This is a genomic window from Actinomadura sp. NPDC048955 (assembly GCF_040649435.1).
Classification (GTDB): Bacteria; Actinomycetota; Actinomycetes; order Streptosporangiales; family Streptosporangiaceae; genus Spirillospora; species Spirillospora luteofluorescens.
Genome location: NZ_JBEZJI010000048.1, coordinates 42,879 through 67,577 on the forward strand (window position 1 = coordinate 42,879; position 24,699 = coordinate 67,577).

Sequence of the window (24,699 nt, forward strand, 5' to 3'; positions counted from 1 at the left end):
CCGCCGTTCGCGTTCGGCCGCCGGGTCAGGATGTGGGGAGGGGCGGCGGCCCCTCCCCACGGGTGGTGATGACGCCGGGCAGGCGGCGGCGCGTACGCCGCCGCCAGCCCGGCCGGTGGGAGCCTCAGGCGGGCTGTCCCCCCTTCATGAAGACGAACCGGCCCTCCGACCGGATCACTTCGATGATCGGGTTCCTCGCGGCGACGATCGCCGCGAGGAGGACCAGGGCCATTCCGCCCCAGCCCCAGCCGTCGGGAGCCTGCACCGCGCTCAGCACGCCGAGCAGGGCCCCGACGAAGCCGACGAGGGTGCCCATCAGACTGTCGAACAGGTAGAACACGCCCGACGCGTCCTCCGAGATCTTGTCGGCCACCCAGGCGCCGATGAGCGTCGGCACCGTGAAGGACAGGACGCCGGCGATGGAGCCCCACAGGAGCACCTTCCCCGACAGCTCGGAGAACCCTCCGCCGAGGACGGGGCTCATGGCCCACACCGCGAGTGCGGTGAAGGGAACCGCGAGCAGGTCCGCGACCGACAGGATCCTGAGCCTCTCCTTCAGCGTGTAGTGGTCGTCGTAGACGCAGCTGAGGTAGTTCCAGAACGACCACGCTCCCAGCACACCGCACGCGAGCCCGAAAACCGCCTCCTTGTCGAAGTGCCTGAACTCGGCAAGGGGGTTGTTGACGGCCATCACGCCCAGGAACGCGACCACGCGGAGCCCGATGTTCAGGGCCGCGTTCCGCAGAACGCGCCTCGGCATCTTCCTGCGATGCCGCACGACCCTCCACAGGTTGCCGCCCTTGCAGCACAGCGGCCCCAGGGCGGACATGGTGATGATCGTCCCCATGCCCAGGGTCTGGGCCCCGTACGGATAGGCCGCGTTGAGCACCAGGATGCCGGCCCCGAGGCGCAGGACGATCACGCGGTCGTAGGCCGTGAGCGCCCGGAAGGGAAGGAGCCGGCGGGTCCACACGACCACGGCGCCCGCGAGGAACAGGGCACCGACCGCGCCGGTGACCAGCCCGCTGGCGAGCGGATCGGCCAGGGTGTTGAAGGCCCAGCCGATCTGTTGGATCAACAATTCGACGAGTACGACTACGCCGTACACGATCTTCTCCTTTGTGACACCCCCCGCCGCGAGGACGGAGGTGGCTGTGATCCCTTGGATCACGGCGTGCTCTGGCAGACCGCGCCAGGACACGCCGGTTCCGAAGAACCCGGACATGTCCCGGCGCGTGGCCGGAACAGGGAAGACCGTGTGGAGAAGGACGGCAGGCGCAGCGCGGCCGGCTGGGAAACGACGCAGATCACACGGCCGGCGCGGGGGTCATGAACGCGAAAAGGCGGCACCCTCGTTCACACGGGGGTGCCGCCTGTCAGAGCGCGCGGCGGCCGGTCTCCCGGGACGGCCGTCCCGGGAACCGCGGGGGTCAGATGCGGCGGGACTCCAGGACGCGGCTCAGGAACTCGCGGGTGCGCGGCTCGGTGGGCTCTTCGAAGATCTGCTCGGCCGGGCCGCGTTCCAGGAGGACTCCGTCATGGAGGAAGCACACGGTGTCGGCGATGTCGCGGGCGAAGCCCATCTCGTGCGTGGCCAGGATCATCGTCATGCCGGAGTCCTTGAGCTCCCGGATGATGCCCATGACCTCGGTGACGAGTTCGGGGTCGAGCGCGGAGGTCACCTCGTCCAGCAGGAGCAGGCTCGGGCGGGTCGCCATGGCCCGGATGATCGCGACGCGCTGCTGCTGGCCGCCCGACAGCCGGTCGGGGTACTCGCCGGCCTTGTCGGCCAGGCCGAACCGCTTGAGCAGATCGTGCGCCTGCTCGGCGGCCTCCGCCTTCGGGCGCTTGTGGACGCGCAGCGGCGCGAGGGTGATGTTGTCCAGCACCGACATGTGCGGGAACAGGTTGTAGGACTGGAACACCATCCCGATCCGCTTGCGGACCTCGTCGGGGTCCGCGCCGGGGTCGGTGATGTCGTCGTCCTCCAGGAAGATCGCGCCGTCGTCGACGGTCTCCAGGACGTTCACGCAGCGCAGCAGCGTCGACTTGCCCGATCCGGAGGCGCCGATGAGGCAGACCACCTCGTGCGGCGCGACGTCCAGGTCGACGCCGCGCAGCACGGGGTGGGCGTGGTAGGTCTTCCACACGCCCTCGATGCGCAGCAGAGGTGTGCTCATCGTCCGCCTCCGGGGGCGCGGCGGCGTTCGGCGCGTGCCGCGAGATGGTCGGTGAACCGGGCCATCGGCACCGTCAGCGCGATGAACAGCACCGCCGTGGCCAGGTAGGGGGTGTAGTTGAAGGTCTCGGCCGAGTGGATCTGCGCCTGCCGCAGCGCCTCCAGCGGACCGAGCACCGCGACGAGCGCGGTGTCCTTCTGCAGCGAGGCGAAGTCGTTGAGCAGCGGCGGGACGACCCGGCGCACCGCCTGCGGCAGGACCACGTACCGCAGGCTCTGGGCCTTGCTGAGGCCCAGCGACCGGGCCGCGGCGCGCTGGCTCGGGTGGATGGAGTCGATGCCCGCCCGGAAAACCTCCGCGACGTACGCCCCGTAGGACAGGACGAGCGCGAACCCGCCCAGCACCGCCGGGCTTTCGGGCACGCCCTGCAGCCGCAGCGCAGGGAGCCCGAACCCGACCAGGTACACCAGCAGGATCGTCGGGATGCCGCGGAACACGTCGGTGTAGGCGACGGCCAGCGCCCGCAGCGGGAACAGCAGCGGGGTCCGCAGCCCCCGCGCGAGCGCGACCAGCAGCCCGAGCACCAGGATCAGCACTTCGGCGATCAGGAAGATCCGCACGTTCAACCAGAAGCCGCGCAGCACGTCGGGGAACGCGCCGGTGAGTTCGCCCCAGTTGAAGAACGTCTCGTGCACGCGGGGCCAGCCGGGCGACCCCACCACCACGACGACCGCGACCACGACGCACAGCAGCGTCGACGCCGCGGCCACCGAACCGGACCGCACGTCGGCGCGGCGGCGCCGGCGCTCCCGGTCGAGCTGCCGCTCGCTCTTGACCCAGGCGGCCTGCCCGCCCGTCTGCGCCGTCACTTCAGGACGGGCGCGCCGGCCGACGCGGTCAGCCACTGCTGCTGGATCTTCGCCAGCTCACCGGACGACTTCAGCTGTCCGATCGCCTGGTCGAGGCAGCCGGCGAGCCCGCTGCCCCGCTCCATCAGCAGTCCGAAGTGCTCGGTGACGCCGCCCTGCGACTGCGGCAGCTGACCGACGATCTTCGAGTCGTCGATCTGCGCGGCGGTGACGTAGAAGGCGGTCGGCAGGTCCACCACCAGCACGTCCACCTGCTTGTTCTTCAGCGCGTTCACCGCGTCGATCTGCGTGTTGAAGATCTTCGGCTCGTCGGCGGGCTTGATCTGGTTCTTCACCGCCTGCAGCGACGTCGTCCCGACCTGGACCGCGATGCGCGCCTTGCCCAGCTCCGCGACGGACTTGGCGTTCTCGAACTTGCCGCCCTTGAGCGTCACGATGCCCTGCTGTACGTCGTAGTAGCCGTCGCTGAACGCGACCGCCTTCTCGCGCGCGGGGGTGACGGAGATCTGGTTGATGTCGAAGTCGAAGGTCTTCGGCCCCGGCGCGTACGACGACTCGAACGACTGGGTCTTCCAGACCACCTCGTCCTTGGTGAAGCCGAGCTTCCCGGCGACCGCGTAGGCGACGGCGCCCTCGTAGCCCTGCCCGTTGGACGGGTCGTCGTCCTTGAACCACGGCTCGAACGCCGGCTTGTCGGTCGCGATGGTGAGCTTGCCGGGCGACTTCAGCGGCAGCTTGTCCTTGGCGCAGGAGGCGGGACTCTTGCTCGCGGAGGCGCCCGAGTCCTCGTCCTGCGGAGCGCAGGCGCTGACGGCGAGGGCGAGCGCGGCGGCACCGGCGAGCGTTGCCACGAGGGGACGGCGGATCACAGGAAATGCCTCCGGCGGTGAGGGTTTTCGAGGGTCATGGACGCGGCTCCGCGCGCAGAGTGAGGATCCGCGCGCCGGCCAGGCCCAGGGCGTCGGCGGCGCGTCCCTGGTTGACGCCCAGGGCGAGCCATCCGGACGAATCGGTCCACAGCAGCGGCTCCCCGACCGCGACGCTGCCGAAGGTGAGCTGGAACGGGACGCGAGCCGTTCTGGACGGTCCGTCTGCAACGTTCCACTCCACGTCGAGCGGGGTGCCCGGTTCCAGCGGGCCGAACGCGGCCGCCAGGTCGCCGGGCTCCGCGCCCAGTACCAGGCTGCCGAACCGGTCGGTGTACAGCACGGGAACGGTCAGCTCGCCGGGCCGGACGACCGGGGGCGGGACGTCCAGCGGCAGCGGCTCGACGGCCGCGCCGAGGTCCGCCGCGTCCGCACCGGCCGCGACGTGCGCGGCGGCGGGAGCGAAGACGTCACGCCCATGGAACGAGGTCGAGACCTGCGGCAGCCGGTAGGCCGGGTTCTCCAGCGCGTACGCCCCGGCGATCCCGCCGAGCACCTCCGCCGCCGGCACCAGCAGCCCGTTGTCCGGCCCGACCAGCACGTCGCCGCGCCCGGTCACGATCGCCAGGGGCCGGCGGGAGGTGCCCACCCCCGGATCCACGATCCCGACGTGCACGCCCACCGGCAGGTACGGCAGCGCCTGCCGCAGCAGCATCGCCCCCTCCCGCACGTCGAACGGCGTGATCTCATCGCTGAGCACCAGCACGTTCGCGTCCGGGGCGATCCCGTACACCACCCCGGCGCAGATCGCCGTGTACGCCGCACCGAAGTCGGTCGCCAGGCTGACGAACGGACGACTTTGCGGCATGGCAGACCTCATGAAACGGAAGGGGTGAGCGGTACAGGAGTGAAAATCCTACCAAGTCGATAGATTAGCCAGCCCCGCCACCCCTGTCCGGCAAGCACCGATCACCGTCCCACGATGCGAGACGGCCGTCTTGCCGTCGCCCCCCACGTCGTCCGGCGCTCGCCGTGCCTTCTGGCCTCCGTCTCCGGAACCGGACGATGTGATGGCGATAACAGTTGTCATTTTCAGTAACGCGAACACGGTCTGTACCGCAGGCGGAAGCCGTCTGCCTCCCGGTTCTCCGGGAGAAGAGCCAAACGAAAGGTCGTTGCCTCATGTCCAAAGTGAGGTTGATCGGACGGAAGACGTTCCTGGGGGTCGGTGTCGGCCTGCTGGGACTGCTGTTCTGTGTCACCGGAGACGCCTTCTCCGCGCTGGGCGCCGAAGACCAGGAGCGATTCCCCTTCGCCCCCGGTGCGCTCGGGGCGATCTTCGGCGGGGTGTTCCTCGCGGGCTACGCCGCAGTCCTGTTCGCCCGGGACGTGCGGTCGTCCGAGGACAACAGCGTCGCCAAGGAGTTCCAGAGGGCGCGCGCCTCGGCCAAGTCGGTCCGCTGGCCGATCGTGTGCCTGGGGATCTCCGGAATCTTCTACCTGCCGCTGCTGGTCGCCGCGACTCAGCGGATCAGCAGCTTTCCCACGGTGATCGCGATCGCGTTCTGCGGCCCGCTGGCCGTGGCGGTCTGGGGAGCGGTCCGCGAGGCCCGCTTCCTCGCGGCGTTCTGGCCCGTCCTGGCCGGCGCGGGTCTGTGGATCATGTCGCTCCAGGAGGAGTCGCACGCCGACCTGCTCGGCTACGCCTTCGCCGCCGCGGCCGCGATCTGCTTCGCCGTGAACGTCAGTGCGGTCGAGAAGCTGGAGGACCGGGGAGCCGAGGCGATCGGGCTGGCCCTGGCCGGCCTGCTCACCATCCCGGGCGCGGCCTGCTGGCTGGTGGCGGGGGGCCTGGACTGGTTCCAGCCCCGGATCCTCCTGCTGGCCACGCTGACCGGCCTGTGCACGGCGTGCGTGGCTCCGGTACTGGAGGCGCGTTCCATCGGCTTCCTGGGCAAGGAGAAGTTCGGCGTCCTCGCCGCCGGTGAGCCGATCATGAGCCTGCCGGTCGGACTGCTGCTCCTCGGGGAGGTCCCCGGCTGGTTCGTGGCGGTCGGCATGGCGGCCATCGTGGTGGCCATCGTGGCGAACACCGTCGAACTGGACACGTTGCTCCTGCGCCGTCGGCGGTAGCACCGCCGACGGCTCGGAGCCGGAAGACGGCGGCCGGGCCCGCCCAGGGGCACGGCGGCCGAACCGCCGGGCGGCGCGCGAACCGCGCCGCCCGGCAGCACCGCGGGGCCGACGGCCCCGCACCCGCGGTGGGGAGGCATTGCCTCCCCACCGTTCTGCTTTCCGGGCACCTGTTCCGACTCCGGAGAATTTCCGGGCAAGGGACCGGAACTGCCGATCCTGTTGCTCGGGGGACGGTCGTCGTCATAGGAGGGCTGGTGCCAAGGGAGCTCCGCGGGAGCGGAGCAGGCGGCCAGCGATGACAATGCAAAGAAGAACAGCCGGGTGGATCGCGGTAGCGGTCCTCCTCGTGATGGGCGGCGGCGTGGAGCTGAAAGGAAGCACCGAGCCCGGTACTTCCCCGGGCGTCCCGAACGTCCAGTCCTCTTCACCCGCTCCCTCCGCCGGGAAGGCGCAGGTGAGCTCACGCCTCTGGCAGGCCGACCACTGGAAGGTCTTCCTCGAGGGCGGCGGCTCGGTCGATCTGTCCGAGAGCGCCGGAGACAACTGCACCCACGGCAGCGTCTTCGTCCGCAGCACCCGTAAGTGCGAGTAGGGGACGCGCCCGACAGTCGGGAGTTCCCGGAGCGCACCTGCTCCGGGAACTCCTCCTCTTCCCGGCCGCCCCGGCCGCCTTGAGGGGCGACTACTCCCTGCCCGGCGCGGAGGTGTGGTGCGGGTGCCCGTGGGTGCGCCGCTGTTCCTTCAGCCGGGCCTCGTGGAGGTGTCGTCTGCCGGCGGTCAGCAACTCTCGGACGCGCGACTCATAACGTCGGAGCGGCTCGTAGTAGGTGTCGTCGTACTCCTCGATCGCCTGGAAGCTCCAGCGGTCCGGGAGGACGTTGCGGCCTACGAGTTCGCGCGACAGTTCTTCGGCGAGATCCTGGTGCCCTGCGTCGGCGAGCAGCTCGGCGGCATCGCCCAATTCGAAGTCAGCCTTGCCGGTGAGTTGATGCCATGAGTACAGATGGCCCCTGGCGCGCTCGATGCTCTCCAGGGCCTCGCTCAGCTTGCCCACGGCTTTCACGGTCGCCTCGTCGGGCTCGGGACTGCTGCCAGCGATCATGCGGGCTTATCTTCCCTCCCGCCCTCTGATGATGCCCTCCCGCTTCCGATCGAGGGCCGGTGCCGGGACGGGCGGCCGGTCAGGCCGTCCCGCCGCCGCGGCCTAGACTGCTGGGCCGGGTCAAGTCGCTTCGGACGGCAAGGGGTCTCATGGAAAACGGCGTCCCGCCCCAACGGCAGAGCCCCGAGAGCGACCAGCTCGCGGACCGCATGGGGACGGCGTCAGACGTGGAGAAGGCGTCCGTCCTTGTCGACCACTTCGCGGCGGCCACCGCCGGCCCTCCGTCGGCATGGGTGGACGAGTTCGTCTCACGGGTCGAAGAGTTCGGGCTCTCCGTACGGCAGATCCGGCGGGCGGCCACAGACCTCGCCTGGCTGGCGCGGAAGAACGGTCAGGGCTACCTGGATGAGACCGACCGGGCGCGCGTCCTGGCAGCCAGCAACTCGCATACCGCGCGGCTGTGCCTTGCCTACATCCATGGCCAGCGGTTGCGCTTCGACTTCAAGTTCGCGCAGCTCCACCGGCGATGCCTCGACTGGCTGACCGAGTTCGACGGTGACGCCCTCGTACTGAGCTTCGCGGCCTTCGCCGCACTCGGCGCCCGCACCTCGAACGGGCCCAGCATGTACCAGCGCGCCGTCGACGCCCCCGACGCGGACGACAAGAGCAACCAGGTGCTCCTGACGGGCATCAATTTCGCCGACCATTTGCCGGAACAGCCGCAGATGATGCTGACCCTCTCCGACGAGATGATGGCGCGCGGCCAGGAAAACGCGATCGTCTATTACCGACGTGCGACGGCGTACCGGAAACTCGGCCGCTTCGAAGACGGGCTCTACGAAATAGACCGGGCAATAGACGACCTCGGCCCGGGCGACGTTCTGGTGCATGAACAGTTCACCCAGGAGCGCCGCTCGATCATTCTGGCCCAGGATCTGCAAAAGCAGATCGAACGCAACACCCAGGCCGTCGCGGACTCCATCACCGCCCAGGTGGACGAGCGGATCGCGGCGGCCTCGGCCGAGCTCGAACAACGGCTCGACGAGGCCTCGCTGAGGCTGGCCCAGCGTGTCGACGTGGCGCAGGAGATGGTCTCGTCCGGCCTGCTCAAGATGGTGGAGATCCTCGGACTCTTCGTCGCTCTCGTCGGCTTCATCGCCGGGTCCGGGGCGGTGGTGATCAAGTCGCACGGCCTCGAGGAACGGGCGCTCTCCATGCTTCTGGTAGTCGGCGGATCTTTGGTCTTCTTCGCTCTCCTCCGGCTCGTCACCACCGTGGGCAGGCGACGCGTGCGAACGGAGAGGTAGTCGCGCACCGCCTTGCTATGCTGGCGCCGAGTTCAACCTAGGTGGCTGATGTGAGCGAAAAGAACGCTGTCTACCGTCCCGAGCTAATTTGCCCTGAACGGACGATCGGGCGGCGCGCGTTCGATTTCTCGCGACAGGTCGCCGTGATGGCGATTATCAACCGCACTCCCGACTCATTCCACGACCGGGGCCGCACCTTCGCCTTGGACAAGGCTCTGGTCGCGGCGGAGAACGCACTCGCCCACGGGGCCGACTGGCTGGACATCGGCGGCGTCCCCTTCGCTCCGGGGCCTCCGGTGAGCATCGAGGAGGAGATCGACCGCGTCGTCCCGGTCATCGAGGGCGCCCGCTCCCGCACGGACGCCGTGATCTCCGTCGAGACGTACCGGCCCGAGGTCGCCCGCGCCGCCTTCGCCGCCGGCGCCGACGTCCTGAACAACACGAGCGGCCTGCACGACCCCGCCCTCGCCGACGCGGTCGCGGAGGCCGGCGCGACCCTCATCATCACGCACAGCCTCGCCGACCCCCGCACTCCCTACCCCCGCCCGCAGTACGACGACGTGGTCACCGAGGTCGCCGAGTTCCTGCACCGGCGGGCCGCCCTCGCCGAGAAGCACGGCGTGCCGGCGGACCGGATCATCATCGACCCCGGCCACGACCTCAACAAGAACACCTACCACTCGCTCGAACTCACCCGCCGTCTCCCGGAGATCGCGCAGCTCGGCTACCCGCTGCTCGTCGCGGTCTCGAACAAGGACTTCATCGGCGAGACCCTGGAGCGAGACCAGCAGGACCGCGTCGAGGGCACCATCGCCGCCCTCGTCGTCTCCATCATGAGCGGCGCACGCATCGTCCGGGTGCACGACGTCGCGGAGGCGAAGGCGGCGGTGAACATGGTCGAAAGCATCCTCGGCTGGCGTCCACCCGCCTACGTCCGGCACAACCTCGTCTAACGCTCGGCCATGCGGTACCGCAGGAAGAGATAGTTCTCGTCCTGGATCGCGTGGCACAACTCCATGCGCTGCAGGTCGATGACCGGGCCGTCCAGAATGCGGGCGGCGTCACCGGCGGTGATGACCGGACTCAACGTCAGGCACAGCTCGTGCAGCCAACCCGCCGCGGCGATCTGAGCCAGCAGGACCGGGCCCCCTTCGCAGAGCTGGCGCCGGTATCCCTTGTCGGCCAGCCGCCGCAACGCCATGCCCAGGTCCGTGGAGTCGGTACCGCACACCATGACCTCGGCGTGCTTCTCGGCTTCGCGCAGACGCTCGGCCGGGGCCGCGCCGCACGTGATGACGACCGGCGGCGCGGGCGCCTCGGTGAACAGCGGCCCGTCGAAATCGAGCCGCAGACTCCGCGACACGACGGCCAGCTTCGACGCCTCCGACGGATACGCCCCGTACTCCCGAACCGTCGTGGCCCCCATGATCACAACGTCGGCCAGCGTCCTGAGCCCCTGCATGACGGCCCAGTCCCCCGCGTACCCGAGTGCGCTGGTGCTCCCCTGGTACCGGATCCCCCCGTCGAGCGACGCGATCATGTTCGCCCGCAGCCACGGCGCCGTCTCCGGATAGGCGTACCGCTCCAGCATCGCGCTCACGTCCATCTGTGCACTGTAGAGGCTGCCGCCACCCCGGACCATGTGATGATCAAGGCCGCGCGCCCGGACGAGGAGGAGTGCCATGCCACTGATCTCGATCATCACCGCCGTACGGAAACCCGTCCCCGACTACCTGCGCCAGGCCGCCGCCGGCGTCGCGTCCCAGCGCCTCCCCGCCGGCTGGGACCTCGAATGGCTCGTCCAGGAGGACGGCGACACCCCGACCGCCCGCGACCTGTGCCCGGGCGCGCTCTACGAGGCGAACGGCGCCCAGCTCGGCACCGGAACGACCAGGAACTTCGCACTGAGCCGGGCACGCGGCGAACTGGTCGCCGTACTCGACTACGACGACGTCCTGCTCCCCGACGGCCTCGCGACGCTCATCCCCGCCTTCGACGAGCATCCCGGCATCGGCTGGACGATCGGCCAGGCGGACGACTTGATCGACGGACGACGCGTCCCCTACCCCCTGGCCTACCCCTGCGGCATGGTGCCCGCAGGAACGATCGGCCGCCTGTACGAAGAGACGGGCCTATGCCAGGCGGCCTGCGCCGGCCTGGTCGCCCCCACCGACCTCATCCGCGCCTTCGGCGGCTGGGGCGCCCTCCCCCGCGCGCAGGACGTGGCCCTCTTCATCGCACTCAGCGAAGTCTTCGACGGCTACCAAGAACCCACCGTGACCTGGCTCTACCGAAAGCACCCAGACCAGAGCACCCACCCCACAAAGCCCGACACCTGGGGCCGGCACCAGGACAACTTCATCCGCCACCGCCTGACCGCCATCCGCACCACCACCCTGCTCCCCCGACCGCTGACCGCACCCACCTCGGGGCACTTTGACCTTGGTGTGCACGATGCGGCGGAGCGCCGGAGGGAGGGCCTCCCGGAGCGCCGCTGAGCCCTTGGGCGTAACGGACCGGCGCTCCGCGTTCTCACGGTTCGTGGACCGAGTCGTCCTATGGCGGGATTGGCGGTCTCTTGGTGCGTCCGCGGTGCTGCTGTGGGCTGCACCAGGGAAGTGCTTGGTTGCTGACGAAACGTGCGCCGAGGAGGAAGCGTGGACGCTGCGCCGTCGATGGAGGATCGGACCGATTTCACCAACGCTGACAGAGGGTTCGTCGGCACGGCCTCGCAGACGGAGATCAAGGACGCCTCCGGCCGAATCGTCTGGGACCTGAGCGCCTACGGCTTCCTCAACGCCGAATGCCCCGACACGGCGAACCCGAGCCTGTGGCGGCAGCCGCTGCTCACCGCCAAGCACGGTCTCTACCAGGTGGCCGACGGCATCTACCAGGTGCGCGGCTTCGACCTGTCGAACATCTCTCTCGTCGAGGGTGACACGGGTGTCATCGTCGTCGACCCCTTGCTGTCGGTGGAGTGCGCGGCGGCGGCCATGGCGCTCTACCGGGAGCACCGGGGTGACCGTCCGGTGAAGGCGGTCATCTACAGCCACTCGCACGCCGACCACTTCGGTGGTGTCCGCGGGGTGGTGCCGGAGGGCGCCGACGTCCCGATCATCGCTCCGGCCGGCTTCCTGGAGCACGCCGTCTCCGAGAACGTCTACGCCGGCACCGCCATGAACCGGCGCGCGATCTTCATGTACGGAGCGGAGTTGCCCAGGGGCGCCACCGGGCAGATCGGCGCCGGGCTCGGTCCGACGACGTCCAGCGGCACGATCTCCTTGATCGAGCCGACGCTGTCGATCACTGAGACCGGACAGGAGGAAGTGATCGACGGTGTCCGGATCGTCTTCCAGTTGACCCCCGGCACCGAGGCGCCCGCGGAGATGAACTTCCACTTCCCCGACCGGCGCGCCCTGTGCATGGCCGAGAACGCCACCCACAACCTCCACAACGTGCTGACACTGCGAGGCGCGATCGTCCGCGACCCGCGCGTGTGGGCGCGTTACCTCACCGAGGCGATCGAGACGTTCGCCGCCGGGTCCGACCTGCTGTTCGCCTCGCACCACTGGCCGACCTGGGGCACCCGCGAGCTGACCGCCTTCCTGTCCCAGCAGCGGGACCTGTACGCCTACATCCACGACCAGACGCTCCGGATGCTCAATCAGGGCCACACCGGCACCGAGATCGCAGAGATGATCCAGATGCCGCCCGCGCTGGACCGGGCCTGGCACACGCACGGCTACTACGGCTCGGTCTCCCACAACGTCAAAGCCGTCTACCAGCGGTACATGGGCTGGTTCGACGGCAACCCCGCCCACCTCTGGGAACTGCCGCCCGAGGAATCGGCGAAGAAGCACGTCGAGTTCATGGGCGGCCCCGAAAGCGTCCTTCCCAAGGCCGAGGCCGCCCTCGCGGCGGGCGAGGCGCGCTGGGCCGCGCAGGTGCTCAACTACGTCGTCTTCGCCGATCCGGGCAACACCGCGGCACGCGAGCTTCTCGCCCGGGTCTACGACAAGCTGGGCCATGGCAGCGAGAACGCCACCTGGCGGAACTTCTACCTCCAGGGCGCGGCCGAACTGCGCGGTGACAAGCCCACCAACACCCTCGACACCTCGTCCCCGGACGTCCTCATGGCGCTGAGCATCGAGCAGATCTTCGACTCCCTCGCCATCCGCGTCAACGGCCCGCGCGCCTGGGACACCCGCCTGATCATCGACTGCGTCTTCACCGACCTCAAGAACGAGGTCCGGCTCAGCCTCGCCAACGGCGTCCTCACCCAGAACCGAACCCACGATGGCACCCCGGCCGACCTCACCCTGACCCTGACCAAACCGCAACTGCTCCGCATGGTCTCCACCGGAGAACTCGGCGACGTCCACGCCGACGGCGACCGCCGGGCGGTCGCCACGCTGATCGGCCTCCTCGACGACGTCGACCGCGACTTCGACATCGTCACGCCCTGACCCGCCGATGAGGCGAATCCCGCCCGGCCGAGTCCGAGCGGCGCGACATCTCACCCTGAACCGGTGACGCGGTGCTGACCCGGATGCGGAAACTGCTGGTCCCCGCGGCCCAGCGGCGGACGCTGGAGGAACTCACCGCCGAACTGGACCTGCGCTCGGGCGACCGCCCGTCGAACTACTCGGCGTACTGGACGATGCTGGTGCTGTCCGCCGTCATCGCCGCCACAGGAGTGATCTCCGACTCGACCGCGACCGCCATCGGAGCCATGATCATCGCTCCCCTGTCCATCCCGATCATGGGCCTGGCACTCCCCCTGGTGAAACGGACCAGGACCGGCGCGGGCTGGTTCGTCCTGGGCGGCGCGGCCGCGGTCGTCGCCCTCGAACCGCCCCGCCGGCACCTTCATCTTCGCCGCCCTCGGCTACCTGGGCGCAAAGGCCGAGCCGACCCGCATCCCGACCGCCCTCGCTCTCAGCGCCGTCGGCCTGGTCGTCATCGTCCCCCTCGGCGTCAGCACAGCCGCGAAGTACCTGTTCGCGGCCTGGCGATCCCAGGTCAAGGACGCCGCCACCGCATGGCTCGCGGCCACCCCCGGCGCCACCGTCACCAGCGTCCAGACGCGGTCCAGGACCTTCCACATCTCCGTCCGCACCCCGAACGGCCTGCCCCCGGTCCCGGATCTGCTCAGCCGCCTGCACGGGGTCATCCCGGACGGCTCGCCCGTCCTCATCGACACCACCCAGGGCCGCACCATCAACGCCGGAACAGTGAAGCCCTGACACAACGCACGTGGACGTGCATCCCCGCGAGAGGGGGCGTAGCCGTACTTCGCTGCTGTACGGACACCAAAAAGGCCGGTTTCTCTTCGGAGAACCGGCCTTTGACCTGGGTGGAGCTGAGGGGATTTGAACCCCTGACCCCCTCGATGCGAACGAGGTGCGCTACCGGACTGCGCTACAGCCCCGAGGACTCCGTAAGGTTAGCAAACATCGGGGAGTGCTCGCGCACCGGTTATTCGCCGACGGCGCGGCGGTCGGCGGCGTACTGGTCGAAGACCTCGTCGGGGGTGATGAGTTCGATGACCTCGGCGGGTTCGGTGGCCTCGGCGGCGCGGCGGGCCTCCAGGGCGCGGGTGCGGGCCACGGCGCGGGCCTGGGCGGCGGCGCGGCGGCGGGCGGTGTCCATGCCCACGGCGACGCGCAGGAGCGCCAGGTGGCCGGCCAGGAGCAGGACCGGGGGCGCGATGATCCACCAGGGCGTGAGGCCGGAGGCGGTGACCGCCACGGAGGTGAGGAGCAGCGCGGCGAGGCCGGAGGTGCGGCGGCGGCGCCGGGCGATGACGGTGGCGCGGCTCACCGGGCGGCGCGGGGCGGGGGCCTCCTCGTCGCGGAGCGTCTCCTCCTCGTCGCCGTCGTCCTCGGCGGCGGGCTCGTCGGGACGCTTGTGGAGGAGGCGGGAGATCCCGGTGGTCTCGGTGTCGCGGCGCAGCCACATGGGCACCAGGACGACGGCCCAGACGGCGACGATCGCGAGGTAAAGGACGGCGCTGCTCATCGGCCCCACCGTTCCAGGGCACGCTCGGCAGGCGGGCCGACTTTCGGCGCGCGAACGTGCAATGGGAGCAGGGTCACGCCCCGCACGGTACGAGGGGCTGTCAGAGGTTGACGAGCATAAGGGGCGGTGTGTCGCGAGATCGATCTCGCCGTTACTCTCCGTTTGCCGGGACTTCTCGATCGCAGGATTCTTACGGCGGGAAAGTCATGGGCCGCTCAGGTGCGCCGGGGAAATGCCTGTTTCCGGTCTGCCAGCCAGCGGGCGCGCAGGCCACCGGGCACGTCCTCGACGGTGAGGGCGTAGCAGATGTGGTCGCGCCAGGCTCCGTCGATGTGCAGATGGCGGCGCCGAATTCCCTCTTCGCGGAATCCGAGTTTTTCGACGACGCGGCGGCTCGCGGTGTTCTCCGGACGGATATTCGCTTCGAGGCGGTGCAGGCCGACGGTGAAGAAACAGTGGTCGACGGCGAGGGCGACGGCGGTGGGAATGACGCCGCGGCCTGCGACGCGCCTGTCGACCCAGTAGCCGATCTGCGCGGAGCGCGCCGAACCCCAGACGATCGCGCCGATGGTGAGCTGGCCGGCGAAGTCGTCCTCGTGGGTGACGACCCAGGGCAGGGCGAGGCCGTGGCGGGCCTCGCGGCGCATGGTGTGGACCATGCTGACGTACGGTCCGAGGCCGCTGCGGAACAGCGGCGTCTCGGGGTTGGTGGGCTCCCAGGGCCGGAGCCAGTCGGCGTTGCGGACCCGCAGCTCGCGCCAGACGGCGGCGTCGCGGTGCCGCAGCGGGCGCAGCCCGACAGGGCCCTCGGTCAGGGTGACCGGCCATCCCCGCAAACGTTCCACGGTTCCATGATTCCCTGGTCGGATGTCTGAACGCCATATTGTCCCCGAGAAATCGGGCACGCGGGACGTTCGGCCACCGCCGTCACACGCGGCGGCCCCGCTTCATCACCCAGTCGACGCGCAGGTCGTCGTCCAGGACGACCAGGTCGGCGTCCTTGCCGGGCTCCAGTGATCCGACGCGCGCGTCGAGGCCGAGGGCGCGCGCCGGGGTGAGGGACGCGGCCTCGGCGGCGCGCTCGATCGGCAGGCCGACGTCGGAGACGGCGCGGCGGAAGGCGTCCGCCATGGTGATCGTGCTGCCCGCGATGGACGTCCCGCCCGCGAGGACGGCGCGGCCGTCGCGGACCTCGACGTCCATCACGCCGAGGCGGTAGTCGCCGTCGCCCATCCCGGCCGCGGCCATCGCGTCGGTGATGAGCGCGACGCGGGGCGTGGCGGCGAACACGAGGCGGGCCACGGCGGGCTCCACGTGGACGCCGTCGTTGATCAGCTCCACGGTGACCCGGGGGTCGTTCAAGGCGGCGGCGACCGGGCCGCCCTCGCGGTGGTGCAGCGGGCGCATCGCGTTGAACAGGTGCGTCGCCACGCGGGCGCCCGCGTCGAACGCCGCCCGCGCGGCCTCGCCGGTGCCGTCGGTGTGGCCGACGGCCGCGATCACGCCCGCGTCCACCGCCTCCCGGACGAGGTCGAGGGCGCCCGGCAGCTCGGGCGCGAGGGTGATCATGCGCAGGTGCCCGCGGCCGAGGCGGACGAGGCGGCGGAACTCGGCGGGGTCCGGGGCGCGCAGGAGCGCCGGGTCGTGCGCGCCGCAGCGCGAGGGGGCCAGGTAGGGGCCCTCCAGGTGGACGCCCGCGATCACACCGTCGGTGGCGAGGCCGGCCAGGCCCTCGACGGCGCCGGCCAGTTCGTCCGGGTCGCCGGTGACGAGGCTCGCCATCGTGGTGGTGGTGCCGTGCGCCAGGTGGAAGGAGGCGGCCCGGTGGGCCTCGTCCGGGCGTCCGAGCTGGTAGGAGGCTCCGGCGCCGCCGTGGACGTGCATGTCCACGAAGCCGGGCACGACGTACCGTCCGGCGAGGTCGATCACCTCACCGGTGCCGGGGCCGGCCGCGATCGTGCCGCCGGCGATGTGGAGGGCGCCGTCGCGGACGCCGTCCGGGAGGACGATCCGCGCGTCGACCAAGGAAACGGCGCCGTCGTCGTCCGGCTTCGCCATGGAATCCCCCAATGCACGCATATGATCGTTAGTGATTGTTCCATGGCCGCAACGCTCAGGTAAGACCAGGGGCGCGCAGGGCTAGAATCCGCGGATGACCACCTCCCCGGAGTCCCGTCCACCCGCAGGAAAGGGGGCCGGTGTGACCCGGCACGAGCGCTGGAACGCGCTGCTCGAACTGCTCGCGGACGCCGGGCGGCTGACGGTCGAGGAGGCGTCCCTGCGCATGGGGGTGTCGGCCGCGACGATCCGCCGCGACTTCGACCAGCTCGCGCAGCAGCAGATGCTGACCCGCACCCGCGGCGGCGCCGTCGCGCAGAGCGTCAGCTACGACCTGCCGCTGCGGTACAAGGCGGCGCGGAACGCGTCCGAGAAGCAGCGGATCGCGGCGGCGACCGCCGAGCTGGCCGAACCCGGGTCGATCATCGGGCTGAACGGCGGGACGACGACGTCGGAGGTCGCCCGGGTGCTCGCCACGCGCGCCGACCTGCACGCGGAGGGGCCGACCCCGGCGATCACGATCGTGACGAACGCGCTGAACATCGGCAACGAGCTGGCCGTCCGGCCGCACGTGAAGATCGTCCTGACGGGCGGGGTGCCGCGGCCGCAGTCCTACGAGCTGACCGGGCCCCTCGCCACCGGCATCTTCGACCACGTGACGCTGGACGTGGCGGTCATCGGGGTGAACGGGGTGACCGCGCGGCACGGCGCGACCTGCCACAACGAGGGCGAGGCGGTCGTGAACCGGCTGATGGCCGAGCGCGCCGACCGGGTGGTCGTGGTGGCGGACGGCACCAAGGTCGGCCACCGGGCGTTCGCCCGCATCTGCGGCACCGACGAGATCGACGTCCTGGTGACGGACGGGACGGCGCCCGAGTCCGAGATCGCCGCCTTCACCGAGGCCGGCGTCCAGGTCATCCAGGCGTAGGGTCCGGCGGCCGCGGCGCGGGAGCGGTGTCAGGACGGCGGGCGGGGGTGGTCGCCGCCGTTGATCTGGTCCACCGCGTGCGGCAGGACGCGGGCCAGGACGGTCATGCCGTCGCGGACGCCGCCGGTCGAGCCGGGCAGGTTGACGATGAGGGTGCGGCCCGCGATGCCGGCGAGACCGCGCGACAGGATCGCGGCGGGGACCTTCTCGCGTCCCTCCAGGCGGATGGCCTCGGCGATGCCGGGGACCTCCCGTTCGATGACCGGCCGGGTCATCTCGGGGGTCTGGTCGGTCGGGGTGAGGCCGGTGCCGCCGGAGGTGACGACGACGTCGTAGCCGGCGGCGACCGCGTCGCGCAGGACGCCGGTGACCGGTTCGCCGTCCGGGACGACGACGGGGCCGTCCACCTGGCAGCCGATGTCCTCCAGCATCTCGACCAGCACCGGGCCGGACCGGTCCTCGTAGACGCCCGCCGCGGCGCGGTTGGAGACGGTGACCGCCATCGCCCTGATCAACGCCGCCACACCCCCGTCTTGCCGCCGGTCTTCTCCTCGACCCGGACGTCGGTGATCACGGCGGCGGGGTCGACGGCCTTGACCATGTCGACCAGCGCGAGCGCGGCGACGGTGACGGAGGTGAGGGCCTCCATCTCCACGCCGGTGCGGTCGGCGGTGCGGGTCACGGCCGTGATCGCGACGCCGTCGTCGGCGATGGCGAGGTCGACGGTGACCCCGTGCAGCGCGATCGGGTGGCAGAGCGGGACGAGGTCGGGCACGCGCTTGGCCCCCATGATCCCGGCGATGCGGGCGACGGACAGGGCGTCGCCCTTGGGGATGTCGCCGGCGCGCAGGAGGGCGACGCACTCGGGCGACAGGCGGACGAACCCCGTCGCCGTCGCCGTACGGGTCGAGACGTCCTTCGACGACACGTCGACCATGCGGGCCGATCCCTTGTCGTCCAGGTGGGTGAACTCGGAACCCATGGCGCTCATGACGGCAACCTCATGACCTCGACGTGCGAACCGGCCGGCATGGCTTCGACGTCCTCCGGAATCTCGATGAGCGCGTTGGCCGACGACAGGGACCCGAGCTGGTGGGAGCCCTGCACGCCGGCCGCGGTGACGGTGTAGAAGCCCCTGGTGAACGAGAGTCTGCCTCGCAGGAAGTGGCGGAGCCCCGCGGGGGACTTGATGTCTTCGGCGACGACGGCGCTCACGGTGGGCAGCGGTTCGGGCGGCAGCCCCTGCATGACGCGTAGGGCGGGACGGACGAACACCTGGAACGACACGTACGCGCTCACGGGGTTTCCAGGGAGCGTGAAGACGGGAGTGCCTTCCAGAAGGCCGAACCCCTGCGGCTTGCCAGGACGCATTCGCACCTTGTGGAAATCCACAGTTCCGGTGCCGGTGAGCACTTCCTTGACGACGTCCCTGGTGCCCATGGAGACGCCCCCGGTGGTGACGATGGCGTCGGCCCGGACGAGCTGGTCGTGAAGCATCTCCAAGACCTTGGCGGGCTCGTCCTGCACCGTGGCCTGCCGGAAGCCCGTTCCTCCTGCCTCGACCACCGCGGCGGTGAGCATGAAGCTGTTGGACTCCCAGATCTGGCCGGGCGCCAGGGAGGTGCCCGGCTCGCGCAGCTCGTCGCCCGTGGAGACGACCACGATGCGCGGTTTCGGCCGGACGGTCACCCGGGACCGTCCGATCGCCGCGAGCATGCCGATCTGCGGGGCGGCGAGCCGGGTGCCGACCTCGGCGACGACCTGACCTGCGAGGACGTCCTCCCCCGCCCGGCGGATGTAGTTGCCCGGCGGGGCGGCGCGCGAGATCCGGACGGTGGCGTTGCCGCCGTCCGTCCACTCGACGGGGATCACGGCGTCGGCGCCGGCCGGCAGCGGCGCGCCCGTCATGATCCGGGCGGTCAGGCCCGGCCGGATCGCCGACACGCCGGAGTCGCCGGCGACGATGTCGCCGACCACGGGCAGCACGACGGGGTCGGCCTCGGTGGCCGGCGCGATGTCCGCCGCGACGACGGCGTAGCCGTCCATCGCGGAGTTGTCGAACGGCGGCAGCGGCACCGGCGCGGACACGGACTCGGCGAGCACCGTGCCCTGCGCCTCCAGCAGTGCCAGGTCAAGCGGCGGCAGCGGTGCCACGCTGCCGAGGATCTCCGTCAGATGCTCGTCGACCGTTCTCATAGCCACGGCCCCAGTCTGACGCGTCGTCACGAATCCGTTGTGTCGCCCACGCCGTCCTGCGTCCGGACGAATTCCCGCAGCCACGGCAGGAACTCCGGCGCCAGATCGGGCCGTTCCGCCGCGAACTGGACGACCGTCCGCAGGTACTCCAGCTTGTTGCCGGTGTCGTAGCGGCGCCCCCGGAACTTGACCCCGTAGACGCCGCCGCCCTGGTCGGCGGGCATGTCGGCGAGGGTGCGCAGGGCGTCGGTCAGCTGGATCTCGCCGCCGCGGCCGGGCGGGGTCTTCTCCAGGACGTCGAACACCGCGGGGTCGCAGACGTAGCGGCCGATGATGATCCAGTTGCTGGGGGCCTCCTCGGCGGCGGGCTTCTCGACGAGGTCGGAGATGCGGACGACGTCCTCCTCGTCCGTCGCCTCGATGGCCGCGCACCCGTACGCCGACACCTGGTCGGGCTCGACCTCCATCAGCGCGATGACGCTGCCGCCGTGCTGGCCGCGCACCTCGATCATGCGCTGCAGCAGCTTGTCGCGGGCGTCGATCATGTCGTCGCCGAGCAGCACCGCGAACGGCTCGCGGCCGACGTGCTGGCGGGCGCAGTGCACCGCGTGCCCGAGGCCGCGCGGCTCGCCCTGCCGGACGTAGTGCATGATCGCCAGATCGCTGGACTCGTGCACGGCCTCCAGGCGCTCGTCGTCGCCCTTGGCGCGCAGCGCCTCCTCCAGCTCGTACGCTCGGTCGAAGTGGTCCTCGATGGAGCGCTTGCTGCGTCCGGTGACCATCAGGACGTCGGACAGCCCGGCGTCGACCGCCTCCTCGACGACGTACTGGATCGCCGGTTTGTCGACGATGGGCAGCATTTCCTTGGGAGTCGCCTTGGTCGCGGGCAAGAATCGGGTACCGAGGCCGGCCGCCGGGACGACCGCTTTGAGCACTGGTGCAATGTCGGCCATATACAGGACCCTAGCCATCCGCGAGGACCACAGCGTGCACCCCATCGCCACGAAGACCGGCCTCCGGGCCGAACTGCTAGCACGACGTGCGGCGATGCCGCCCGAGACGCGCTCCGGCGCGGCGCGCCCGATCCGGGACGCGCTGCTGTCGGTCCCGGAGGTGGAGATGGCCGGGACCATCGCGGCGTACGTCTCCATCGGCGACGAGCCGGACACGCGAAGCCTGCTGTTCGCGCTGTGGAAGCGCGGCACGTACGTGCTGGTTCCCCGCCTGCTCCCGGACGGCGACCTCGACTGGGCGTCCTACGAGGGACCCGACTCGCTCGTCCCCGGGGCCCGCGGGTGCCTGGAGTCGTCCGAGCCTCCTCGCGGTCCCGGGGCCGTGGCCAGCGCGGACGTCGTGCTGGTGCCCGCGGTGGCGGTCGACCGGGCGGGCGTGCGCCTCGGCCGCGGCGGCGGCTCCTACGACCGGGCGCTCGCGCGGGTGGGCCCGGCGATCCTCACCGCGGCGCTGCTCTACGACGGGGAGCTGGTGGACGACGTGCCCGCCGAGCCGCACGACCAGCGCGTCCGGGCGGTGGTGACGCCGTCGCGGGGGCTGGTCCGCCTGGGCTGACCTGCCCGCGGACGCCGCCCTGCTCGTAGAGTGAGAGGGCCAAGATCGCGGATGGGGGACGCGGTCGAGCAGGGCCCGACGGGAGGTACGAGATGACGGCGCCGTGGCGGATCCTTTCCCTGCCCCCGATCGCGGACGAGATCGTCCAAGGGTTGTTCGCGCCGCTGGGGGACGCGGCCGAGGTGACGTTCCCGCGGGCCAGGGATCGGGCGGGCCTGCTCGCCGCGCTCGCGGGGGCCGACCTGGTGATCGGCGACTTCACCGGCCGGCTGGCGCTGGACGCCGAGGCGGTGGCGGCGGCGCCGCGGGTGTCGTTCGTCCAGATGCCCGCGGTCGGGATCGACAGCATCGACGTCGCCGCGTGGGCGGCGGCGGGCGTGCCCGTGGCCAACGCGGCGGGCTTCAACGCGCGCGGGGTCGCGGAGTGGGCGGTCGGCGCGGCGTTCGCGCTGTGCCGCAACCTCGCGCGGGGCGACCGCGCCGTCCGCGCGGGCGGATGGCCGCAGATGGAGATGGCGGCGCTCGGCCCGCGCGAGATCCACACGCAGCGGGTCGGCGTCGTCGGGTTCGGCGCGATCGGCGCGGAGGCCGCGCGGCTGTTCGCGGCCCTGGGCTGCGCGGTCTCGTACTGGACGAGGCGGAGGCGTCCCGAGGCGGCGGCGACGTACCGGGAACTGGACGACCTCATGGCGACGTCCGACGTTCTCGTCCTCGCCTTGCCGCTGACAGAGGAGACAAGGGGGCTGATAGGTCCGGAGCGTCTCGCCCTGCTGCCGGACAGGGCACTGCTGGTGAACGTGGCGCGCGGGGGCATCGCGCCTGACGGCGCCGTCCTCGCCGCGCTGGAGTCGGGACGCCTGGCCGGGGCGGCCCTGGACGTGTTCGAGCAGGAGCCCCTTCCGGAGGGGCACCCGCTGCGTTCCCGCGAGGACGTCCTGTTGTCGCCGCACACGGCGGGGGCGTCCGTCCAGTCGCAGCTGAACCTGCTCGGGATGGTGCGCGACAACGTCACCGCGGCCGTACAGGGACGAGACGTACAGAACGTAGTGAACGGGATCAATCCGCAGGTCATCCGGCGATAGCGGCCATCCCGGACACGCCGTCCCTCAATCGTAAATATGCGATTCGCCCGTGAATCTGTAGGATTCCTAAACGATCAACTTTGACGACCCCGAAGGGTGGGATGTGCACCTCGACATCTGGCTACTCCTCGGGGCCACGCTCGTACTCAGCGCCATCGTCGCGGTCCGGCTGTCACACCAGGCGGGCCTCCCCACGCTGCTGGCGTACATGGGTCTCGGCCTTCTCGTCGGCGAGTCCGGCCCCCTCCACATCCGTTTCGACAACGCGGAACTGGCCGAGACGCTCGGCCTCGCGGCCCTCGTGCTCATCCTCGCCGAGGGCGGCGTCACCACCAGCTGGCGGCGCGTACGGCCCTCGGTGCCGGCCGCGCTCAGCGTCTCCACCCTCGGCACGCTGATCAGCATCCTCGTCGTGGCCCTGTCCGCCATGTGGCTCATCGACATGGAGTGGCGCCCGGCGTTCCTGCTCGCCGCCGTGCTCGCCCCCACCGACGCGGCCGCGGTGTTCTCGGTGCTGCGCCGGCTGCCCCTGCCGTCCCGGCTGACGGGCCTGCTGGAGGCCGAGTCCGGCTTCAACGACGCCCCCGTCGTGATCATCGTGGTGACGCTCAGCGCCCACAGCACGGCCCCCAACCTCGCCGAACTGCTCGGCGTCATGGTCTACGAGCTCGTCGCGGGCGGGATCGTCGGCGTCGCCATCGGCTGGCTGGGCGCGCAGGCGCTGCGCCGCGTCGCGCTCCCCGCGTCCGGCCTCTACCCGATCGCCGTCCTGTCGCTGTCCATCGGCTCCTACGGGGCCGCCTCCCTGATGCACGCCAGCGGGTTCCTCGCCGTCTACGTCAGCGCCCTCGTCCTCGGGAACGCGCGACTGCCGCACCGGCCCGCCACCCGGGGCTTCGCCGAGGGCGTCGGATGGCTCGCGCAGATCGGGCTGTTCGTGATGCTGGGCCTGCTGGCCGACCCCGGCGACCTCCCCGGCCAGATCCTGCCGGCGCTCATCGTCGGCTTCGTCCTGCTGCTGGTGGCCCGCCCCCTGTCGGTCGTGCTGTCCACGATCGGGTTCCGGCTGTCGTGGGGCGAGAAGCTCTTCGCGTCCTGGGCGGGCCTGCGGGGCGCCGTCCCGATCGTCCTGGCCACCATCCCGATGGTCGCGGAGGTGGAGCACGCCGACCGGCTCTTCGCGATCGTCTTCAACATCGTCGTCGTGTTCACCCTGCTCCAGGGGCCGACGCTGCCGCTGGCCTCGCGGCTGTTCGGGCTGAAGAGCGACGAGCAGACCCGCGAGCTGGACGTCGAGGCGGCGCCGCTGGAGGAGCTGCACGCCGACCTGCTGGAGGTGCGGATCCCCTCCGACTCGCTGATGAGCGGCGTGGAGATCTTCGAGCTGCGGCTGCCGCCCGGCGCGTCGATCACCCTCGTCGTGCGGGACGGGGCGAGCTTCGTGCCCGAGCCCACCACGCCCCTGCAGGCGGGCGACACCCTGCTGGTCGTGACCACCGCCGAGGTGCGCGAGGCCACCGAGCGCAGGCTGCGCGCGGTCAGCCGCAAGGGCAGGCTGGCGGGCTGGTTCGGCGAGAAGGGCCAGTGACCCCCGCGGCGCGCCGGGGCCTTCGCCCTGCCCAGGCCTCGCGGCGCGCCGCCTGGGAACATCCCGGGGGCGAATCCTGTTCCACGCATGGGTACCATTAGCAGTCGTCTAGAGTGAGTGCCAGTCCGGCTCGCGCCGGGCTGAGTCAGCGAGGAGGAACCGTGCCGACGTATCAGTACGTTTGCACCGAGTGCGGCGAGCCTCTAGAGGTCGTGCAGAAGTTCAGCGACGACGCGCTGACCGAGTGCCCGGCGTGCACCGGCAGGCTCCGCAAGGTCTTCTCCGCCGCGGGGATCATCTTCAAGGGCTCGGGCTTCTACCGCACCGACAGCCGCGGCTCCGGCAAGTCGTCCACCACCGCGGGGGCGTCGTCGAACGGCTCCTCCAACGGGTCGTCCAGCGGCTCTTCCGGCGACTCGGGCGGTTCCTCTGGCGACTCCGCCAAGTCCGACTCGTCCTCGAAGTCCTCCGACTCGTCGTCGTCCTCTTCGACCGGCAAGTCGTCGTCCGCCGAAAAGGTCGCCTGACCTTCTAGGCATCTCCGCTCGCACCGGGGGATCCGCTCGGATCCCCCGGCTTTCGTCGTACCCGGAAGCCGTCGCCTACATCTCCAGGGGTAGGCGGCGGCTTTCGCTTGCCTCATGAGACGTAGCGCAGGTCCGTCCTGACGCCGGAGGCGCGGGGGGATGCGGTTCGCAACGATTGAGAAGACAGGGAGGAACCCCTCATCTCGGCAGGGGCCCTCCCCCGCGAAGCCCGCCACCTGCGGCGCTTCCGTGATTCGCGATATTACTTGA

The 24,699-nt window shown here is 70.8% G+C and carries 27 protein-coding genes and 1 tRNA gene; 11 read left to right on the plus strand and 17 right to left on the minus strand.

The annotated features are described in order from the left end of the window. Window positions 1–124: 124 nt before the first annotated feature. The 5 genes from AB0C84_RS33515 to AB0C84_RS33535 all read right to left on the minus strand — a co-directional run bounded on the left by AB0C84_RS33515 (window position 125) and on the right by AB0C84_RS33535 (window position 4,783). On the minus strand, window positions 125–1,108 hold the full coding sequence (locus AB0C84_RS33515) for a hypothetical protein (RefSeq protein ID WP_361074260.1): 984 nt from the start codon (window positions 1,106–1,108) through the stop codon (window positions 125–127). A 322-nt stretch (window positions 1,109–1,430) separates the two neighbouring features. Further along, window positions 1,431–2,180, minus strand: a complete 750-nt coding sequence (locus AB0C84_RS33520) for an amino acid ABC transporter ATP-binding protein (protein WP_179844089.1) — start codon at window positions 2,178–2,180, stop codon at window positions 1,431–1,433. Beyond that, window positions 2,177–3,049, minus strand: a complete 873-nt coding sequence (locus AB0C84_RS33525) for an amino acid ABC transporter permease (RefSeq protein WP_361074263.1) — start codon at window positions 3,047–3,049, stop codon at window positions 2,177–2,179. The genes AB0C84_RS33520 and AB0C84_RS33525 overlap by 4 nt, the downstream gene beginning before the upstream one ends. Beyond that, a complete protein-coding gene (locus tag AB0C84_RS33530) occupies window positions 3,046–3,918 on the minus strand; it encodes an ABC transporter substrate-binding protein (protein WP_361074265.1) in 873 nt (290 codons plus the stop codon). The genes AB0C84_RS33525 and AB0C84_RS33530 overlap by 4 nt, the downstream gene beginning before the upstream one ends. 34 nt (window positions 3,919–3,952) lie before the next feature. Beyond that, a complete protein-coding gene (locus AB0C84_RS33535) occupies window positions 3,953–4,783 on the minus strand; it encodes an SAM-dependent chlorinase/fluorinase (protein ID WP_361074267.1) in 831 nt (276 codons plus the stop codon). A gap of 314 nt (window positions 4,784–5,097) precedes the next feature. Between AB0C84_RS33535 and AB0C84_RS33540 the strand changes: the two genes are divergently transcribed. Further along, a complete protein-coding gene (locus tag AB0C84_RS33540) occupies window positions 5,098–6,048 on the plus strand; it encodes a hypothetical protein (protein WP_361074269.1) in 951 nt (316 codons plus the stop codon). A 457-nt stretch (window positions 6,049–6,505) separates the two neighbouring features. Further along, on the plus strand, window positions 6,506–6,643 hold the full coding sequence (locus tag AB0C84_RS33545; RefSeq protein ID WP_361074271.1) for a hypothetical protein: 138 nt from the start codon (window positions 6,506–6,508) through the stop codon (window positions 6,641–6,643). Between the two features lie 90 nt (window positions 6,644–6,733). On the opposite strand, the gene AB0C84_RS33550 is transcribed toward AB0C84_RS33545, so the two are convergent. Then, entirely contained in the window at window positions 6,734–7,153 is a 420-nt protein-coding gene (locus AB0C84_RS33550) for a hypothetical protein (protein WP_258944118.1), read from the minus strand. 149 nt (window positions 7,154–7,302) lie between these two features. On the opposite strand from AB0C84_RS33550, the gene AB0C84_RS33555 reads away from it, so the two are divergent. Together AB0C84_RS33555 and folP are read left to right on the plus strand one after the other, a co-directional pair. After that, window positions 7,303–8,460 (plus strand): hypothetical protein, encoded by a 1,158-nt coding sequence (locus tag AB0C84_RS33555; RefSeq protein ID WP_361074273.1) that lies wholly within the window; start codon window positions 7,303–7,305, stop codon window positions 8,458–8,460. A gap of 146 nt (window positions 8,461–8,606) precedes the next feature. Then, window positions 8,607–9,413, plus strand: coding sequence for a dihydropteroate synthase (folP, locus tag AB0C84_RS33560; protein WP_361074275.1), 807 nt, complete (start codon window positions 8,607–8,609; stop codon window positions 9,411–9,413). Here the strand turns inward: folP and AB0C84_RS33565 are convergent. Then, entirely contained in the window at window positions 9,410–10,162 is a 753-nt protein-coding gene (locus tag AB0C84_RS33565) for a dihydrofolate reductase family protein (protein WP_361074305.1), read from the minus strand. The genes folP and AB0C84_RS33565 overlap by 4 nt on opposite strands. Here AB0C84_RS33565 and AB0C84_RS33570 point away from each other — a divergent pair. Together AB0C84_RS33570 and AB0C84_RS33575 are read left to right on the plus strand one after the other, a co-directional pair. Continuing rightward, window positions 10,143–10,958 carry a glycosyltransferase gene (locus tag AB0C84_RS33570; protein ID WP_361074277.1) on the plus strand — a complete coding sequence of 272 codons (816 nt, stop codon included), beginning with the start codon at window positions 10,143–10,145 and terminating at the stop codon, window positions 10,956–10,958. The genes AB0C84_RS33565 and AB0C84_RS33570 overlap by 20 nt on opposite strands. 177 nt (window positions 10,959–11,135) lie before the next feature. Then, a complete protein-coding gene (locus AB0C84_RS33575) occupies window positions 11,136–12,926 on the plus strand; it encodes an alkyl sulfatase dimerization domain-containing protein (protein ID WP_361074307.1) in 1,791 nt (596 codons plus the stop codon). 175 nt (window positions 12,927–13,101) lie between these two features. Here the strand turns inward: AB0C84_RS33575 and AB0C84_RS33580 are convergent, their stop codons facing one another. The 6 genes from AB0C84_RS33580 to nagA form a co-directional block, all read right to left on the minus strand. Then, window positions 13,102–13,224 (minus strand): hypothetical protein, encoded by a 123-nt coding sequence (locus AB0C84_RS33580; protein WP_361074278.1) that lies wholly within the window; start codon window positions 13,222–13,224, stop codon window positions 13,102–13,104. Between the two features lie 124 nt (window positions 13,225–13,348). Then, window positions 13,349–13,657 (minus strand): hypothetical protein, encoded by a 309-nt coding sequence (locus AB0C84_RS33585; protein ID WP_361074280.1) that lies wholly within the window; start codon window positions 13,655–13,657, stop codon window positions 13,349–13,351. A 160-nt stretch (window positions 13,658–13,817) separates the two neighbouring features. After that, window positions 13,818–13,891 (minus strand) — tRNA-Ala (locus AB0C84_RS33590). Between the two features lie 47 nt (window positions 13,892–13,938). Further along, complete coding sequence (locus AB0C84_RS33595; protein ID WP_361074282.1) at window positions 13,939–14,481, minus strand: hypothetical protein; 543 nt, start codon at window positions 14,479–14,481, stop codon at window positions 13,939–13,941. A gap of 215 nt (window positions 14,482–14,696) precedes the next feature. Continuing rightward, window positions 14,697–15,317: a GNAT family protein gene (locus AB0C84_RS33600; protein WP_179849381.1), complete on the minus strand. Its 621-nt coding sequence runs from the start codon at window positions 15,315–15,317 to the stop codon at window positions 14,697–14,699. A gap of 91 nt (window positions 15,318–15,408) precedes the next feature. Next, window positions 15,409–16,539 (minus strand): N-acetylglucosamine-6-phosphate deacetylase, encoded by a 1,131-nt coding sequence (gene nagA, locus AB0C84_RS33605; RefSeq protein WP_361074284.1) that lies wholly within the window; start codon window positions 16,537–16,539, stop codon window positions 15,409–15,411. Between the two features lie 94 nt (window positions 16,540–16,633). On the opposite strand from nagA, the gene AB0C84_RS33610 reads away from it, so the two are divergent. Then, window positions 16,634–17,467 (plus strand): DeoR/GlpR family DNA-binding transcription regulator, encoded by an 834-nt coding sequence (locus tag AB0C84_RS33610; RefSeq protein ID WP_361074286.1) that lies wholly within the window; start codon window positions 16,634–16,636, stop codon window positions 17,465–17,467. 29 nt (window positions 17,468–17,496) lie between these two features. Here the strand turns inward: AB0C84_RS33610 and AB0C84_RS33615 are convergent, their stop codons facing one another. From AB0C84_RS33615 to galU, 4 genes are read right to left on the minus strand one after another with little or no spacing between them, the layout of a single operon-like run. Then, complete coding sequence (locus tag AB0C84_RS33615) at window positions 17,497–17,970, minus strand: MogA/MoaB family molybdenum cofactor biosynthesis protein (protein WP_339156629.1); 474 nt, start codon at window positions 17,968–17,970, stop codon at window positions 17,497–17,499. Window positions 17,971–17,978: 8 nt separating this feature from the next. Continuing rightward, window positions 17,979–18,449, minus strand: a complete 471-nt coding sequence (gene moaC / locus AB0C84_RS33620; protein WP_179849383.1) for a cyclic pyranopterin monophosphate synthase MoaC — start codon at window positions 18,447–18,449, stop codon at window positions 17,979–17,981. 5 nt (window positions 18,450–18,454) lie between these two features. Continuing rightward, entirely contained in the window at window positions 18,455–19,663 is a 1,209-nt protein-coding gene (gene glp / locus AB0C84_RS33625; protein ID WP_339156627.1) for a gephyrin-like molybdotransferase Glp, read from the minus strand. Window positions 19,664–19,689: 26 nt separating this feature from the next. Further along, complete coding sequence (galU, locus tag AB0C84_RS33630) at window positions 19,690–20,616, minus strand: UTP--glucose-1-phosphate uridylyltransferase GalU (protein ID WP_258944106.1); 927 nt, start codon at window positions 20,614–20,616, stop codon at window positions 19,690–19,692. A 34-nt stretch (window positions 20,617–20,650) separates the two neighbouring features. On the opposite strand from galU, the gene AB0C84_RS33635 reads away from it, so the two are divergent. The 4 genes from AB0C84_RS33635 (at window position 20,651) to AB0C84_RS33650 (ending at window position 24,429) form a co-directional block, all read left to right on the plus strand. Continuing rightward, window positions 20,651–21,232, plus strand: coding sequence for a 5-formyltetrahydrofolate cyclo-ligase (locus AB0C84_RS33635; protein ID WP_361074288.1), 582 nt, complete (start codon window positions 20,651–20,653; stop codon window positions 21,230–21,232). A 92-nt stretch (window positions 21,233–21,324) separates the two neighbouring features. Beyond that, the gene (locus AB0C84_RS33640; protein WP_361074291.1) at window positions 21,325–22,314 is read left to right on the plus strand and encodes an NAD(P)-dependent oxidoreductase; all 990 of its coding nucleotides are present in this window, start codon (window positions 21,325–21,327) and stop codon (window positions 22,312–22,314) included. A gap of 103 nt (window positions 22,315–22,417) precedes the next feature. After that, complete coding sequence (locus tag AB0C84_RS33645; RefSeq protein WP_361074293.1) at window positions 22,418–23,902, plus strand: potassium/proton antiporter; 1,485 nt, start codon at window positions 22,418–22,420, stop codon at window positions 23,900–23,902. 161 nt (window positions 23,903–24,063) lie between these two features. After that, on the plus strand, window positions 24,064–24,429 hold the full coding sequence (locus tag AB0C84_RS33650; RefSeq protein WP_361074295.1) for an FmdB family zinc ribbon protein: 366 nt from the start codon (window positions 24,064–24,066) through the stop codon (window positions 24,427–24,429). Window positions 24,430–24,699 lie beyond the last annotated feature (270 nt).

What these genes read in the sequence shown, in the direction of transcription:
- AB0C84_RS33580 (WP_361074278.1), bottom strand. Translation starts at nt 13,224, where the DNA reads ATGATCGGGATGGACAGGGGAGCGATGATCATGGCTCCGATGGCGGTC.
- nagA (WP_361074284.1), bottom strand. Translation starts at nt 16,539, where the DNA reads ATGGCGAAGCCGGACGACGACGGCGCCGTTTCCTTGGTCGACGCGCGG.
- AB0C84_RS33615 (WP_339156629.1), bottom strand. Translation starts at nt 17,970, where the DNA reads ATGGCGGTCACCGTCTCCAACCGCGCCGCGGCGGGCGTCTACGAGGAC.
- AB0C84_RS33550 (WP_258944118.1), bottom strand. Translation starts at nt 7,153, where the DNA reads ATGATCGCTGGCAGCAGTCCCGAGCCCGACGAGGCGACCGTGAAAGCC.
- AB0C84_RS33640 (WP_361074291.1), top strand. Translation starts at nt 21,325, where the DNA reads ATGACGGCGCCGTGGCGGATCCTTTCCCTGCCCCCGATCGCGGACGAG.
- AB0C84_RS33610 (WP_361074286.1), top strand. Translation starts at nt 16,634, where the DNA reads ATGACCACCTCCCCGGAGTCCCGTCCACCCGCAGGAAAGGGGGCCGGT.
- AB0C84_RS33520 (WP_179844089.1), bottom strand. Translation starts at nt 2,180, where the DNA reads ATGAGCACACCTCTGCTGCGCATCGAGGGCGTGTGGAAGACCTACCAC.
- glp (WP_339156627.1), bottom strand. Translation starts at nt 19,663, where the DNA reads ATGAGAACGGTCGACGAGCATCTGACGGAGATCCTCGGCAGCGTGGCA.
- AB0C84_RS33565 (WP_361074305.1), bottom strand. Translation starts at nt 10,162, where the DNA reads ATGATCGAGATCAGTGGCATGGCACTCCTCCTCGTCCGGGCGCGCGGC.
- folP (WP_361074275.1), top strand. Translation starts at nt 8,607, where the DNA reads ATGGCGATTATCAACCGCACTCCCGACTCATTCCACGACCGGGGCCGC.
- AB0C84_RS33595 (WP_361074282.1), bottom strand. Translation starts at nt 14,481, where the DNA reads ATGAGCAGCGCCGTCCTTTACCTCGCGATCGTCGCCGTCTGGGCCGTC.
- AB0C84_RS33575 (WP_361074307.1), top strand. Translation starts at nt 11,136, where the DNA reads ATGGAGGATCGGACCGATTTCACCAACGCTGACAGAGGGTTCGTCGGC.
- moaC (WP_179849383.1), bottom strand. Translation starts at nt 18,449, where the DNA reads ATGGGTTCCGAGTTCACCCACCTGGACGACAAGGGATCGGCCCGCATG.
- AB0C84_RS33570 (WP_361074277.1), top strand. Translation starts at nt 10,143, where the DNA reads ATGCCACTGATCTCGATCATCACCGCCGTACGGAAACCCGTCCCCGAC.
- AB0C84_RS33540 (WP_361074269.1), top strand. Translation starts at nt 5,098, where the DNA reads ATGTCCAAAGTGAGGTTGATCGGACGGAAGACGTTCCTGGGGGTCGGT.
- AB0C84_RS33555 (WP_361074273.1), top strand. Translation starts at nt 7,303, where the DNA reads ATGGAAAACGGCGTCCCGCCCCAACGGCAGAGCCCCGAGAGCGACCAG.
- AB0C84_RS33535 (WP_361074267.1), bottom strand. Translation starts at nt 4,783, where the DNA reads ATGCCGCAAAGTCGTCCGTTCGTCAGCCTGGCGACCGACTTCGGTGCG.
- galU (WP_258944106.1), bottom strand. Translation starts at nt 20,616, where the DNA reads ATGGCCGACATTGCACCAGTGCTCAAAGCGGTCGTCCCGGCGGCCGGC.
- AB0C84_RS33585 (WP_361074280.1), bottom strand. Translation starts at nt 13,657, where the DNA reads ATGAGGACGGGCGAGCCGTCCGGGATGACCCCGTGCAGGCGGCTGAGC.